The organism is Sphingobium boeckii (genome assembly GCF_014199215.1).
Taxonomy (GTDB): Bacteria; Pseudomonadota; Alphaproteobacteria; order Sphingomonadales; family Sphingomonadaceae; genus Sphingobium_A; species Sphingobium_A boeckii.
In genome coordinates, this window is sequence record NZ_JACIJC010000010.1 from 38095 (window position 1) to 51849 (window position 13755).

Annotated in this window: 11 protein-coding genes and 1 pseudogene; 6 read left to right on the forward strand and 6 right to left on the reverse strand. The window is 56.3% G+C overall.

What is annotated here, in order from left to right:
• The first annotated feature begins 6 nt into the window (after positions 1-6).
• Positions 7-1140 carry a 3,4-dihydroxy-2-butanone-4-phosphate synthase gene (gene ribB / locus FHS49_RS19320; protein WP_184022230.1) on the forward strand — a complete coding sequence of 378 codons (1134 nt, stop codon included), beginning with the start codon at positions 7-9 and terminating at the stop codon, positions 1138-1140.
• Between the two features lie 62 nt (positions 1141-1202).
• Here the strand turns inward: ribB and FHS49_RS19325 are convergent, their stop codons facing one another.
• The 4 genes from FHS49_RS19325 to FHS49_RS19340 are packed head-to-tail and all read right to left on the reverse strand — an operon-like array spanning position 1203 to position 4405.
• Entirely contained in the window at positions 1203-1520 is a 318-nt protein-coding gene (locus FHS49_RS19325) for a 2Fe-2S iron-sulfur cluster-binding protein (protein ID WP_184022233.1), read from the reverse strand.
• 34 nt (positions 1521-1554) lie between these two features.
• On the reverse strand, positions 1555-2046 hold the full coding sequence (locus tag FHS49_RS19330; protein WP_184022236.1) for a flavin reductase family protein: 492 nt from the start codon (positions 2044-2046) through the stop codon (positions 1555-1557).
• An 8-nt stretch (positions 2047-2054) separates the two neighbouring features.
• Entirely contained in the window at positions 2055-3308 is a 1254-nt protein-coding gene (locus FHS49_RS19335) for a cytochrome P450 (protein WP_184022239.1), read from the reverse strand.
• A 14-nt stretch (positions 3309-3322) separates the two neighbouring features.
• Positions 3323-4405 carry a zinc-binding dehydrogenase gene (locus FHS49_RS19340; protein WP_184022242.1) on the reverse strand — a complete coding sequence of 361 codons (1083 nt, stop codon included), beginning with the start codon at positions 4403-4405 and terminating at the stop codon, positions 3323-3325.
• Positions 4406-4749: 344 nt separating this feature from the next.
• Between FHS49_RS19340 and FHS49_RS19345 the strand changes: the two genes are divergently transcribed.
• The 4 genes and pseudogenes from FHS49_RS19345 to FHS49_RS19360 all read left to right on the forward strand — a co-directional run bounded on the left by FHS49_RS19345 (position 4750) and on the right by FHS49_RS19360 (position 7724).
• Entirely contained in the window at positions 4750-5496 is a 747-nt protein-coding gene (locus FHS49_RS19345; RefSeq protein WP_184022244.1) for an SDR family NAD(P)-dependent oxidoreductase, read from the forward strand.
• A 22-nt stretch (positions 5497-5518) separates the two neighbouring features.
• Positions 5519-6289, forward strand: coding sequence for an enoyl-CoA hydratase-related protein (locus FHS49_RS19350; RefSeq protein WP_184022246.1), 771 nt, complete (start codon positions 5519-5521; stop codon positions 6287-6289).
• A gap of 184 nt (positions 6290-6473) precedes the next feature.
• Positions 6474-7244: pseudogene (locus FHS49_RS19355) on the forward strand (SDR family NAD(P)-dependent oxidoreductase).
• Positions 7245-7334: 90 nt separating this feature from the next.
• A complete protein-coding gene (locus FHS49_RS19360) occupies positions 7335-7724 on the forward strand; it encodes a VOC family protein (RefSeq protein WP_246351117.1) in 390 nt (129 codons plus the stop codon).
• 67 nt (positions 7725-7791) lie between these two features.
• On the opposite strand, the gene FHS49_RS19365 is transcribed toward FHS49_RS19360, so the two are convergent.
• Positions 7792-9426: a flavin-containing monooxygenase gene (locus FHS49_RS19365; protein ID WP_184022250.1), complete on the reverse strand. Its 1635-nt coding sequence runs from the start codon at positions 9424-9426 to the stop codon at positions 7792-7794.
• A 225-nt stretch (positions 9427-9651) separates the two neighbouring features.
• Positions 9652-12006 (reverse strand): TonB-dependent receptor, encoded by a 2355-nt coding sequence (locus tag FHS49_RS19370; RefSeq protein WP_184022252.1) that lies wholly within the window; start codon positions 12004-12006, stop codon positions 9652-9654.
• 870 nt (positions 12007-12876) lie between these two features.
• Between FHS49_RS19370 and FHS49_RS19375 the strand changes: the two genes are divergently transcribed.
• Positions 12877-13683: a tyrosine-type recombinase/integrase gene (locus tag FHS49_RS19375; RefSeq protein ID WP_184022254.1), complete on the forward strand. Its 807-nt coding sequence runs from the start codon at positions 12877-12879 to the stop codon at positions 13681-13683.
• Positions 13684-13755: the final 72 nt, after the last annotated feature.

Here is a 13755-nt window from a genome sequence, read left to right on the forward strand (position 1 = left end):
TGACCGATGAGCAGCGAAGGCATTTCGTCCATAGAGGACATCATTCACGACGCGATAAACGGGCTTCCCTATATATTGGTCGATGCCGATGATCGCGAGAATGAAGGCGACGTCATTATCCCAGCCCAGTTCGCGACCCCGCGGCAGATCAACTTCATGGCAAAACATGCACGCGGATTGATTTGCCTGGCAATGACGAAATCCCGGGCGGAACAACTGAACCTGCCGCCAATGGCCGTCAACAATCAGTCAGGCCACGGTACAGCATTCACGATATCGATAGAGGCCCGAGAAGGTGTCACTACCGGGATTTCCGCACATGATCGCGCGCACACCATCGCGGTGGCCGTTGATCCTACAAAGATATCGGCGGATATTGTGTCACCGGGACATGTCTTTCCACTGACAGCGCGCGATGGCGGCGTATTGGTACGCGCCGGACACACTGAGGCAGCCGTGGATATCTCACGCTTGGCGGGTCTGACACCGGCGGGGGTCATTTGCGAGGTCATGAACGATGATGGCAGTATGGCGCGCCTTCCCGAACTGCTCGTCTTTGCAAAAGAACATGGGTTGAAGGTCGGCACGATCGCTGATCTGATCGCCTACCGGCGTCGCTTCGAAAAGCTGGTGGAGCGCGTCGCGAGTGCGCCTTTTCACAGTTTTTACGGCGGAGATCTGACAATCCACGTCTATCGCAACCTGGTCGATGGTGGCGAACATGTGGCGCTTGTAAAAGGCGAGGTCCGCCCGGAGCGTGATACGCTGGTCCGTGTACATCAGGTCGACATGGCGACAGACATGCTTGGCTGGTCTCAGGCCCATCCCGATTATGTCCCACAAGCGCTCAAGGCCATCGCTGCGCATGAAGGTCAGGCCGTGGCTGTCTTTGTACGCGACCCCAGCCCCGATTCTATCTCCAAGCGGATCGAGGGCGGACGCAAGACCTATCATGACACTAACGCAACGCGCGATTATGGCATCGGCGCGCAAATCTTGCTGGACCTGGGCGTTCGGCGAATGACCTTGCTCACGTCGAGCAAGGCGAAATTAGCGGCACTCGAAGGATTTGGACTAACGGTTGTTGATCGCGTGCCTTTGCGCGATCCGATGGCGGCTGCTGAACATGCCTTTGGCTGAGTGGCAGAAATGATGACTGCGCCACATCTGGCACAGCCACCACCAAGACGCGACAGATCGCCTCAATCTTCGGGCGCGATGGTCAGTTTGATCGGCCCCTGCTCTCCATTGACAATCAACTGACACGAAAGACGGCTCTGTGCCGTGCGATGATCAGAGCTATCGAGAAGGTCGTTCTCGTCTTCGGTCATAGGCCCGAACCGGTTATCATATCCGTCTTCTACATAGACATGGCAGGTCGCGCAGGAGCAACATCCGCCACATAGCGCCAATAACTGATCCATGCCGCCATCGCGGATCGCTTCCATGACCGACAGTCCTTCGGCCGCTTGCAAATTATGTTCTTGCCCGGAACGATCGGTGACGATCAAATTGCCCATTGAGCTGCTTTCTCCATATTCACCCGAATGTTGTTCAAAGAAGGGACGCGACTTTTCCGTAGCTACCCTTGTGAAACAGCAAGGGGGCGCCAGGATGATGGATGTCGAGCGCGTGCACCTCGCCGATTGCGATGTAATGATCTCCGGCTTCGTGGATCGCATGGAAGGAACAGTCGATCCATGCCAAAGCCCCATCCAGGATCGGTGCGCCACGTTCCGAAAGATGATGTGGGACTCCGTCAAATTTGTTGAGGTCCTTTGACGCAAGCGTACGACAAAGTCCCTCCTGATCATCCGCCAGTACGTTCACGCAGAATCCGCCGCATGCTTCGATCTTCGGCCAACTCGACGAACCTTTGTCAGGGAAGAAGGCGACAAGAGGAGGGTCCAGCGACACAGACGTAAACGATCCGACGATCATGGCAGCGGGCGTACCATCCAGCTGCATAGCCGTTATGGCGCACACACCTGTCGGGTAATGTCCCAATATCTGCCGGAACGCGGCTGCATCAGCGGCGATTGACATGCCTTGTCTTAAACCTCCCAAACGAGTGGAATATCTTCCACTGCCGCAACAATACCCGCGTGATAAATAGGGGCGGCCCCTTCCTTGAGCGAAAATCGCGGTATGCGAGCCAACCATTCTTGCAACATCACCAGGACTTCCAGGCGCGCCAGATGCATACCGGCGCACCGGTGCGGCCCTTGCGCAAAGGTCGAATGCGAGACGTTCCGGCGCGACAGGTCGACCGCCATGGGATCGTCATGCTGCGTGTCGTCCAGGCCGTGCAGCGCCGTCGGCAGGAGTATGAGGTCGCCTGCCTTCAACTGCGTGCCGTAATATTCCATGTCCTCGACGACATAACGTGCGTCTGACACAACCGCAAAGCGGCGGAACATCTCCTCGACGCCGCGCTGAAGTTTCATAGGGTCGGCAACCATCTCTTCGACCGTTTCGGGATGGCGCGCGAGATAGATCATCATGAAGCTGAGGAAATTCACGACAGTATCCAGTCCGCCCAGCAGCAGCAGCGAAACCAGGCCCAGCATCTTGTCCTCCGGCATCGGCGCGCCGTTGATTTCGCTGTTCACCATCTGGGTGATGAGGTCGGTTCCGGTTCCGCCACGGCGCTCCGCAATGATGGGGGCTACATAGGCGAAGAACCCCGCATTCGCCGCTTGCAGTGATTTTCCCTGCTCCTCGGGCGTGTTTCCGGATGGGCGGGTCATTTCCTTTGCCAGCGCGTTCAGCCTCGCCGCGTCATCCATCGGCAGGCCGGCAAGCGCCAGGAAGACCTTCACCGGAAAGATATTGGCAAAATCCCTGGCGAAGTCGCATTGTCCGCTGGCCGCGAAACCCTCGATCAGTTCGATCGCCACAGCCCGGACATCGCTTTCGACCTTGCGAATCTGGGCCAGGTTGAGACCTTTATCGATGGCCTTGCGATAGGGCGTATGTTCAGGCGGATCCATCTTTGTGGGAACCATGTCATAGGCCTCGCCCGCCTCGCGCGGCACCCATATGACCCGGCTCGAAAAGCGGTCTGGGCTGCGATAGATCTCGTCGATCAGCGCGCCGCGCGTCGCGATCCAGTGACCGCCGGTAAACGGCGTCCAGACCAGCGGCGGCGTGTCGGGCTGCTGCACTTTTTTCCAAGCTTCATGCACGCCTTCCTCTATGCCATCGAGCGCATAGATATCGACCTCCCGCACCAGTCGGGCAGGGACATAGTCGGGAATCGGCATTCGATGTTTAGCTGATGGCGGGGCTATCGTGTCTGTGTCCATGCCAGCGTCCTTTCTCAACGGATGGTGGGGTCGATGACAGCCTTGGTGGCGACGCCGTTCTTTGTGACGGTGAGTGCCTCGGCTGCCTGGCTGATACTGAAGCGATGACTAACCAGGCCAGCAAGCGGCACCTGGTTTTGCACCCGCGCAGCGAATTGCATCCCCTGATAATAGTTTTTGGGTGCCGGGAAGGATGCGCCGCCGATCGTCAGGTTCTTAAGCGTCAGATCACGAGGGGAGATCGGTTGGGTGCCGATCGCACCCCAAAGCCCCAGGATGATATAGCGGCTATGGATGCCGCTGATGTCCACACCCTCCGGAAAGGCCGGTAACGCACCTGCTGCCTCGATAACAATGTCCGGACCCTGCTTTCCAATCAGATCATAGATCATGCGTTTGCGCTCGTCCGCAGCCAAGCTGAGCGACACGGTCGAAGTTGCGCCCAATGTAATGGCGGCCTCCAGGCGGGCTTGCGCGCCATCGATGACGATGATTTCCCGCGCACCAGCCTGCGCCGCAACGAGGACGGCGGACAGGCCGACCGGCCCCGCGCCCTGGACGACGACAGAATCCCCGAAGCGAACCGGGCCGCAGCGGTCGAAGCCCCGCAGCACAGTCGGAAGTGCGCAGCCAAGCGCCGCGACGGCTTCGGGCTGCGCGCCGTCGGGCAGACGATAGAAGGGCATGTTGTTGGGCAACCAGGCATAGTCAGAATAGCTGCCCCAATTGGGTTTTGCCGCATCCTCGAAATATTGGCTGTTTTCGCACGGGGTCTGCTCCAGGACGGTGCAGGAATAGCATCGATGACACAGCGCAATCGGCGACCAGATAACCAGGTCTCCGGCCTTTACCGGCGTTCCGGCATAGTCGTTGAAAACGCCAGCTCCGAGCTGCGTGATCTCGCCGACGCCCTCATGCCCCAGAATGATCGGGAAGGGCATTTCGCCCGCTTCCCCGGTCAGAATATGGACGTCGCTGCCGCAGACGCCGCCCAATATCGTGCGGACAAGCACACCGCCTGGCTCGGGCGCATGGACCTGGACATCCCATGTTTCCAGTCGGTTCTTTTCAACGAGCACTGCGGCTTTACCGTACATGGCCTATCCTCTCGACAACGACCCAATTTGATCATGCCATTTTGCTTTCATGGTGTCGCGCCAGCTTGATCCGGCATCCGACCTCATTCAAGCTAATCGTAATTAGTTAAAGGTTGCAAGAGCGAATCGACGCGATGCCCAGCTGCATATTCCAAGCCGAGGGGAGGTCTTTCAATAATATTCATTTATATCAATATTATAGCATATATTTCTCGCTTCAGGCCAATCAGAAAATGCCTGAAAATGGGCATTGTCGATATGCCGTCCTTGACTTTATGTTCGGCCGGGAGTTGAATAATCAAAATTAGGCTGAGAGTGAAGATCAGCAGGTAATAGGAGAGATTATGGGCCGCCTTACCGGAAAAATTGCCATCATAACGGGCGCGGCGCGCGGGATGGGGGCGTCGCACGCCCGTCTCTTCGTGCAGGAAGGCGCCAAGGTCATTCTCACTGACCTCAATGTCGAAGGCGGGCAGGCGCTGGCGAGCGAGCTGGGCGACGCCGCGATCTTTTTGGCGCATGACGTTACCAAACCAGATTCCTGGGCCAATGTTATCTCAAAGGCCGTGGGAGCCCATGCCACCATCGACATTTTGGTCAACAATGCCGGCATTCTGGGGCCAATGGCTCCCACGGCCGAGCTGACCGAGGATGGCTATGCTCAGGTATGCGCAATCAATCAGCATTCCGTATTCTATGGCATGAAAACTGTTCTCCCGATCATGGTCAAGGCAGGGCGTGGGTCGATCGTCAACATCTCATCGATCGCGGGAATGGCAGCGAATTACGGCTTTCCAAGTCTGGCCTATGTGGCGAGCAAATTCGCTGTGCGCGGCATGACGAAAGCGACCGCCGTCGAATATGGCAAGCACAATATCCGTGTAAATTCCGTCCATCCGGGTTTCATCCAGACGCCGATGATGGTCGAGGCGACGGATGAAGTCGGAGGTGAGGCGCTTGCACAGATTCCCCTAGGACGCATTGCCGAACCCATCGAGGTCTCAAACCTCGTCCTGTTCCTGGCGTCTGATGAATCGTCCTACATCACCGGATCGGAACATCTCGTCGATGCCGGAATGTTGGCCCATTAGGTCGTAAGGCGGAATCAACGCCATGGCATCGATCGAATTTGACGTTCGAGGACATGTGGCCGAAGTTCGTCTGAACCGGCCTTCGGTCCTCAACGCCATCGATGCTGAAATGGACCGGGCGCTGGCTGAAGCCTGGGCGCGGATTGACGCCGATCCCGACATACGCGTCGCGATTCTCACAGGCGCCGGTGATCGGGCATTCTGCGCAGGCGCTGACATTTCGGACCCGCCCAACGGAGCGGACGGGCTTTCATTTGGCGGCGGACTGACAGGCATCGGCGGCAGGCTGGTTCGCCTTCAAAAACCGCTAATCGGTGTGGTACATGGCCATGTTCTCGGCCTCGGCTTCGAACTTGCCATGTGCGCCGATATCCTCATTGCATCCGACGATACCCAATTTGGCCTTCCCGAAGCGCGCGCCGGGTTCATCGATCACTGCGGTGTAACGCATCGCGCCATCCGCCAACTTCCCCATCATGTGGCATTGGCGATGATCGTTGCGAGTGAACCCCTCGACGCGACCCGTGCGCTTCAGTTTGGACTGATCAATCAAATCACGACGATAGAGGATCTCGCTGCGGCAAGCGAAAGATGGGTCGATAAGGTTCTCGCGTGCGCCCCCCTGGTTTCCCAAGCTGCTAAGCAGGCGGCCCTTGCCGGTCTTGAGCATGGGCTAGAGAAGGCGCTCGATCGACGATATCCGCTCATTGATGCCTATGCGGTAACGGAAGACTTTATCGAAGCATCGTCAGCGTGGAAGGCGAGACGAACGCCGCATTGGCGAGGCCGGTGAGCACACAATTCACAGATCGTACTCGTTCACGTGGGCGCGCGCATAAGCGAACCAGGGACGGTGGTCCTATCCAAGCATCTTCGCGCAGCGATCTTTGAAGGACGCTGAGACCGACCGCAGTCGCATGCGAAAAACGGCCATTGCATCGAATACAATTTATTACTGACGGAAAGGTGCCCAGCTCATGGAATTGCACGACAAGAAGATCATTGTAACCGGTGCGGCGCAAGGCATTGGGGCTTCGGCCCTTCGCGCTTTTGTTGCCGCAGGCGCTCACGTGGCAGCGATGGACATCGACGCCGAAAACGGGGCGGCGGCCGCATTGAGCGCGAGCGCGGCAGGTCCGGGTTCTGCATTCTTCATCCAATGCGATGTTGGTGATCGTGCAGCAGTCGACGCTTCGTTTGATGCGGCCGTAGGTCAAATGGGCGGGCTTGATGTGCTTGCCCATATCGCAGGTGTCCATCGTCATGCACCGACACATGATGTGCCTGACGAGACCCTGTCCTGGCTGTTTAACATCAACGTAAACGGCACGATCTACACCAATGGCGCGGCCTATCGGCACATGCCCAAGGGAGGGTCGATCATCAATTTCGGATCGGAATCTGGACTTACGGCCGAGATCAACAATGCCGTTTATGGCGCGTCAAAGGCGGCCGTACACGCCTGGACCCGCAGCGTCGCGCGCGAGTGGGGCAAAAGAAACATCCGCATGAACGCCGTGCTCCCCTATATCGTTACGCCGATGTACGAGCGATTCCGCGAGGCATTGCCCAAAGACGATCTGGCGGCCCATGACAAAGCCACTGCCGAACAGATCCCATTGGGCGGTTAATTCGGCGATGCCGATACCGATCTTGCACCTGTGCTGATATTTCTCGCCAGCGATGCATCCCGCTTCATTACCGGCCAGCTCCTCCCTGTCGATGGCGGGCTGATTTCTGTTCGTTAACTGCGGCGCAAGCATCATCCTTGCGCTTGGGTATCCTGGCCAGCATATCGGCCGCTCAACATTCGCGGCAATCACGCAAAGGAACGATTGATGCGGATCACTGGGATCGACCATGTCGTACTTTTAGTGACGGACATCGATCGGATGATCGACTTCTATACGGTGGTCCTCGGCTGCCAGGTCGAGCACAGTCAGGATGACATCGGTCTTGTGCATCTGAGGGCCGGGACATCCCTCATTGACCTTGTCGACCGCGCTGGAACGCTTGGCGCGCGCTCACCGGACGACGCCGGTCCAGGGCGAAACCTCGATCACATCTGCCTGCGCGTTGAGGCGTTCGATCCTGATGCAGTGCGGGCTGAACTTGCAGTTCATGGCATCGAGTGCGATCCGAGTGCTCAGCGCTTCGGTTCCACCGGGCAGGGCCATAGCCTCTATCTGTGGGACGTTGAAGGCAATGGGATCGAGCTTCGGGCGTGAAGGAGCATGCCGCCAGAGGCTCCTTCGAAACGAGGTCTCTAACGACGTCCCGCTTGCCCGCTGATCGTCACGACAGCTCGAAGCCTTCATAGCCGTTATACGCCACTTCTTCACACCGCTTGCGATACTCCGGACCTCCGCCAACATAGACCAGCGTGCGGCGAACCACGGTTCCGTCCGGCTTATTGGTAACCTTGATCCACCAAGCATTGGTATCTGCCATCAACGTCCTGGCGAAGTCGGCATAGACGGCGTTCGTCCATTCATCCTCCGCCGCCTGCTTCGGCTGCGCATAGGTAAAGCCGCGCGCGTTCATGTAGAGCAGCATTCTTGTGACCCATTCAGCCTGCAATGCCCCGCAGACGCCGACATTGCAGAATGCCGATCCGTTATGCGGACCGACCAGAGTGAAAAAGTTGGGAAAGCCCTTGGCTTGGAGGCCAAGAAAGGTTGACGGGCCTTCAGCCCATGCGTCGATCAATCGCTGACCGCGATGACCTCGGATATCAATCCTGTCGAGCGACCCGGTCACGCCATCAAAGCCAGTGGCGAAGATGATGACATCCAGCTCGCAAATCTCATTGCCGATCTTCGCGCCGCCCTCGACAAATTCGTCGATGGGACTTTCCTTGATATCTACAAGGTGAACATTTTCCCTGTTGTAGGTCTCATAGTAATTGGTTTCCATCGGGACACGCTTCGCGCCAAATGGATGATCGACGGGAATGAGCTTCTCGGCGACCTTGGGATCGTGAACGCGCTGTCTGATTTTTTTTGCCACAAAATCAGCCAGGAATTTGTTCGAATCCTTGCTCATCAGCAAATCCCGAAACCCGCTCAACCATATGCCGTAGCCTGGCCGATCATAGAGATCCTCGAAAAATGCGGTGCGTTCCTCTTCCGAGACCTCGCTCGCCTTGCGATTGTCGCGGTGATAAGGAAACGCCGTAGGCGTCGTTTTCACATATTCTAGAATGGTCGGAAAACGGCGGCGGATAAGGTCCATCTCTTCCGTGCTCAGGGCCGAATTGCCCAGCGGCGTACACCAGTTGGGCGTGCGCTGGAATACGAAAAGATCCTGCGCTGTTTCCGCGACGATCGGAATGATCTGGACACCGGTTGCGCCGGTGCCGATCACCCCCACCCTCTTTCCGGCGAAGTCTATATTCTTAGCCTTCCCGTCCTGATCTCTTGGCCAACGCGAGGAGTGGAAGGCCTCGCCTTGGAATGTGTCGATGCCTTTGTAATCCGGCATGTTGGATGCTGACAGCGGGCCAGTGGCCGATATCAAATAGCGGCAGGACAGATCCGTGCCATCATCCAGTTTGATATCCCAGACGTTGGCGTCGTCATTATAAAGTGCGGAAACAACTTTCGTCTTGAACTTGTAGAGACGCCTGATGTCCATTTTGTCTGCCGCCGCGTTGACGTAGCGGAGCATTTCGGGCTGCGCGGCAAAATTCTCGCTCCACGTCCAATCTGGCATTATGCCTTTCAGGGCAAAATATCCGTAAGCGTAGCTTTCCGTGTCCAGTCGGCATCCGGGATAACGGTTCCAATACCAGGTGCCCCCGACATCTTCGGCAGCGTCAACGCCAAGCACGCTCATCCCGTTCTGGTCGAGGAGATAGGTTTGATAGATTCCGGTAACGCCCGCTCCGATTACAAGCGCGTCAAAGTCCGGGGCTATTTTATTTGGCATGTCCTGTGACCTTCTTGGCGCGATAGGGCGACCGAGCTTCGCCAGTCGGTGTGCGACGGCTTGGTCGCTTCGATGAAAGCGGACTTTTGTCGATGCGAAATGAAATTCGGGAGCGGCAGGCCGGTCTGTAGCTAAAGGCCATCGCTTTTCGCTCGTCGGTGCGATGCTGACAGATTAGAGTATCGTGGGCAGGAAAAACGCTCCCCTGCCCATCACGAGATGGTCTCAAAACCGGTATGAGATTTCTGCGCCGAACGTCTGAGGCTCACCCCAAATCGCTGTGTTGAAACCGCCGCTTCCGCCTTCGACATAGCCTGAATTGTAATAGAACTCGTCGAGGAGGTTCTTGGCATAGGCAGCTACCGAGAAGCGACTGCCCATAACGTCGTTCCAGCTCAATCGAAGGTCGACGGTGACATAGCCGGGCAATTGGGTGCGCGGCGTTATGGACCCTTCATTGTTCGAAAAATGCGTCAGCGTTTGTCCGAACACATCCCCACGAAGCTTCACTTTACCGATATCGTCCGAGAGCGGCATAGTGACCTCGGCGAACGCCGAACCCGCCCATTTGGGGGCATCGGCATATGTGTCGAAGGGAATGACCGGCCCGCCTAGCGGCCCAAGATCAACAATATTCTTTGTGAATTTTGCATCGGTATAGGCACCGGCAATGCCTAGTTCCAGCCAGTCGCTGGGCCTGACATTGACGTCCAGTTCGACACCCTGAATACGCTTTTCAGGGACATTCACGGTGAAGGCCGAAGGACCAGCGCCAAGATCCGCGAAAATCGAGTGCTGCGCATCCGTCACATATTGTCGGTAGCCGGCTACACTGATCCGCGTCGGCATAGAACCCAAATAGCCATTGTATTTGTAGCCGAGCTCGAAATCGTAAGTGTTCTCGTTGCCAAAGAAATTGACGTTGTTGAAGGGGGCAACGGCACCGTTAAACCCGCCCGCGCGAAAACTGCCGCGCTGTGCGAAATAGATCATATTGCTCGAGTTGAGCTGATATTGGACATTGAAGGTCCAGCTGGGATCCTTCAGGTCGGCTTCCTGATTGAGAGGCGTAGCGCCTGTCAGATTGAAGATGCTTCCCGGGTCCTGACGGAGGCTCACAGTTTCCCAAGTATAGCGTCCACCAGCAGTCAAAGTGAGTTTGTCGGTCAGCTCATAGCTGAGCTGTGCAAAGACTGCCTTTGATTCATCGCCCACGGTGTAGTTGTAGGCAATGTCAGCCAACGGCGTCGCGAGTTCCGCGCCTACGATGACCGGGATATACTCGTTCTTCTTGGTGTCGGAATAAAATGCACCAATAATGTAATCGAGCCGTCCGGATTTTCCCTGTAGTTGAAGTTCATTTGACAGCCGTTTCGTCCTGAACACCTCGCCCCCAGGAGGGCCATTCCCGAGCCCGGAATTGTTGTACAGGTTCAACGAGCCGAATGGAGAACCCGAGAGAATGCCTGGCGTGCGCGCAAACGCATCCGCAAAGCTAAAAATGTTTTTGAGGACCATGTCATTGCCGACCTCTGCTTCCACCGTATTGGTGATAAATCCGGTATGGGCCTTGTGCGGGAGGTCATAGCTTAGCCAGACTTCATAGGGATGCGCTTGCTGCCAAGCTAGATACCCCGGCACAGCGCCAGGCCATGTGCCATCACCCATCGGTCCGTCACCCAGCAAGGGAGCAAAAGGGCTGTTCAGCCCGTACAATGAGTCGAGGGTCGTGTTCAGGACGTAGCCGTTGTTTGTCTCGCCCACCGAATGATAGGAATAGAGCCCGCCCGCACCTTCGGTACCACCGAAATCGCTATATTGAGCAACGGTCGTCATTTTAAAGCCGTCCGCAGGCTCTAATACAACCGTGATGCGCCCCGAAAGGGCATCCGTGTCACCTAGGGTATTCCCCGTTTTGGCGTTACGGATATAACCATCCTGCTTGTTATAATCTCCAGCGACACGAACGCGGATGATGTCGGACACGGGTATATCGAGAGCGCCCTGAACTTGCAGATAGTTACGCTCGCCACCCTTCACGGTGAGGAATCCGCCAAAATCGTTGCCCGGCTTAGTGGTCTCATAGAGTATAGCTCCGCCGGTCGCATTGCGACCGAATAACGTGCCCTGCGGCCCCTTTAGAACCTGCACCGAATTGAAGTCGAAGAACGCTGTTGACGTATTTCCTTCTGTCGCTGGCGCCTCGTTGATGTAGGTCAGCACGGCCGGACTGGAACCTGAAAATGGATCCAGTGTCTGCCCGCGCATAGTGAAATTGAGCTGGTTCGAATTTTGGCCGCTCTTAACAATCAAGCCGGGGACCAGCGAAGCCAGATCCTGCTCGCTGCTGATGTTGCGCGACTGAAGCGTCTCCGCATTGAAAGCAGAAACTGACACTGGAACCTTGGACAAGGACTGTTCGCGGCGCTGAGCGGTTACGACGATATCGGCGGGAGCTGCAGCGCTTTCGCTGCTCTGATCTTCACCTTCTGCTGCGGGCGCATCTTGGCCGTATGCCGAAGTTCCGGCGATGAGCGCTAAGCCCGCTATCCCGCAAGCCAACTGCCTTTTGAGATTCATTTCTCTCTCCCATGCTAACGCACCCCCTGTGGGGCATCTCTGACGATATCAAACTAACGAAGATTAGGGTGATGTCAACACGTTGGTTAGCTAGATTGAGGTTGGAATTCTAACACGCTGATGTCAGGCGAGCGACCAAGAGTATATATCTTTGAGAATCAGATATTTATTATGAATTCATTGGCTTGAGAGGGCAGGAGAGGCGGCAAAGCTTTCAGCCGGCTGCATCGCCGAAACGCTTATCGTAGCCAAATAGTAATTAGGTATAGCATTCTAGGTGTCCTGATTCTGTAGTGGGCAATGCGACTCGTCCTGGACCGGCGCGACCGTCACCTGGTGAGCGCCGACCCAGCAGTCACTATAGGCGGAAGAAATCTAGTTGAGGGGCGGTGCTGGCCGGATATTGGCTTCGCCGACCAGGCCGATACGGATTTTCGGATTTTGGAAACGCTGGAGCGCGGGCGCGAACCCTAGCTCAGGCCGGAAATAATGGAAAGGTAGGGCAGCGATTAACAGTTTAGGAATTGAGTTAAGAGACAGGAAATGTCAATATACGGTACGATGTGGGATACATTGATATAACACTCGAACCACTACAATAAGTTAACATCGGGCCATTAAACGGGCCATTGAATGTACTATGAAAACTATTGTTTTTGTTATCAAGATTTTACTTAAAACAAGTGAGTTCTCTTCTGGCACCAAACACCAGTCCGTTAGGGTCCGTAGACGTCCACTAACGGTCTGGTTTTTAAAGCTTTTTTCTGCTATCTCGTCCAACGTGGTTCGGGCCGATCCACCCCCATATACCCTCACTTTTAGGGTACATTTGTGGTCACCTCTGCCCGGTTTCTGGATGGAGATACCCTCATGTCCCTGACCGCGATCGCGATCAAGAATGCTCGCCCCCGACCCAAGGCCTACAAGCTCTTCGATGAGAAGGCGCTGTTCCTCCTGGTAATGCCCAAGGGCGGCAAATATTGGAGAATGAATTACCGTCATCTCGGTAAAGCCAGGACGCTGTCGATCGGCGTGTGGCCCGACGTCAGCCTGGCGGATGCACGAGAAAGGCGCGACGCTGCCCGCAAGCTGGTCGCAGACGGACTGGATCCGCACGCGGAGCGCAAACTGGTGAAGGTTCGCGCGCAGTTTGAAGCCAACATCACATTCAAGGCCATTGCTGAAGAATGGATGGTCAAGCTGCACCGCGAAGAACGGGCAAGGCGTACGATCGAAAAGGTACGGTGGCTGCTCGAGATGGCTTACCCGGTGATCGGCGACAGACCGATCAACCAGATCGACATACAGGAAATTCTCGTTGTCCTTCGAAAGCTGGAGGCGAGGGGCTGCTACGAAAGCGCCCGACGCATGCGCAGCGTCATCAGCAGGGTCTTCCGATATGGGATCGCGACCGGACGCGCGCAAAGAGATTTCGCGTCTGATTTGCGTGGGGCGATCGTGACACCGAAGACCAGACACTATGCCGCGATAACAACCCCGAAACGTGCGGGCGAGCTTATGCTCGCCATCCAGAACAGCTCAGGGCACGAAATAACCAGACTTGCATTTCGCATGACGCCGCATGTCTTCGTTCGCCCCGGCGAACTCAGGCAGGCCGAGTGGAGCGAATTCGATCTGGATCGAGCAATCTGGTTGTTGATTGCCGCTGAGAAGTGACCCGGGGAAGCCAGTAATTTCCACTGAGAAGTGACCCATGTTTGAACCCGTCCCTGGCTTTGATGAGCGGGG